We start from the raw sequence: 1,386 nt of genomic DNA on the forward strand, positions 1-1,386 counted from the left end.
GCCACCCAGTTCGAAGAAGTTGTCGGTGAGACCAACCCGCTCCAGTTTCAGCACGTCTTGCCAGACGGTTGCGATTTGCTGTTCCAGCGCGCTTTGCGGCGCCACGTACTCGTGCTGTACCTGGCTTGCGTCCGGCTGCGGCAGGGCCTTGCGGTCGAGCTTGCCGTTGGCGGTCAGTGGCCATTCATTCAGGAACAGCAGGTGCGTCGGCACCATGTAGTCCGGCAGGTCCGCTTTCAGCTGCGCCTTGAGTGCGCCTGCATCCTCGGCGCCTTGCGCCGGGATCACGTAAGCCACCAATTGCTGGCCGTTCAGCCCCTCCTGGGCCAACACCACGGCCTCGCGCACCGCCGCCAGGGCGTTCAGGCGCGCTTCAATTTCACCCAGTTCGATACGGAAGCCACGGATTTTCACCTGATGGTCAATCCGGCCGATGTACTCGATCACCCCGTCGCTGCGGTATTGCGCCAGGTCACCGGTGCGGTACAACCGCGCACCGCTTTCGCCGAACGGGTCGGGAATAAAACGCAGTGCCGTCAGGTCGCCACGCTTCAGGTAGCCCCGGGCCAGGCCGGCGCGGCCAACATACAGTTCACCGATGCAGCCTTTGGCCACCGGGTTCAGTTCACCGTCGAGCAGGTACCACGACAGGTCGGCTATCGGCTCGCCAATCGGACTGCTGGCGTCCAGCTCGAGATCAGCCACCGACAGCGGACGGTAGGTGACGTGCACCGTGGTTTCGGTGATGCCGTACATGTTGATCAGCTGTGGCGCGCTGTCGCCAAACCGTTCGAACCATGGGCGCAGGCTCTTGACGTCCAGCGCCTCGCCGCCGAATACCACGTAGCGCAGGGCATTGGCCCGGGAGTCGGTACAAGCCACGTGCATCAACTGCTTGAACGCCGACGGCGTCTGGTTGAGCACCGTGACGCCCGCGTCGCACAACAGGTCGAGGAATTCCTGGGGCGAGCGGCTGACGTCGTACGGCACGATCAGCAGTTCGCCACCGTGCAGCAGTGCACCGAAAATTTCCCAGACCGAGAAGTCGAAAGCATAGGAGTGAAACAGGCTCCAGACGTCCTGCGGGCCGAAGCCGAACCACGGCTCAGTGGCCGCGAACAGACGCAGGATATTGTGGTGCGCGAGCAAGGTGCCTTTGGGATTGCCGGTGGAACCGGAGGTGTAGATCACGTAGGCGAGGTTCGAAGGATCCACGACGATTTGCGGGTCGCTGTCGGCAAAGGCGCTGACGTCGGTATCCAGCAGCAGGGTTTTCACGCCGTCAGGCACCGGTAATTGACCGGTCAGCGACGCCTGGGCCAGCAGCAGCTGGATGCCGCTGTCTTGCATCATGTAGGCCAGGCGGTCCTGCGGGTAGGTTGGATC

Annotated in this window: 1 protein-coding gene; it reads right to left on the reverse strand. The window is 63.0% G+C overall.

The window, feature by feature from the left end; translation table 11 throughout:
- Positions 1–1,386 (reverse strand): amino acid adenylation domain-containing protein (locus HX873_RS30630; RefSeq protein ID WP_177123704.1); only part of this gene is annotated, 1,386 nt, incomplete at both ends.

Source organism: Pseudomonas sp. P7758 (assembly GCF_013386485.1).
GTDB lineage: Bacteria > Pseudomonadota > Gammaproteobacteria > Pseudomonadales > Pseudomonadaceae > Aquipseudomonas.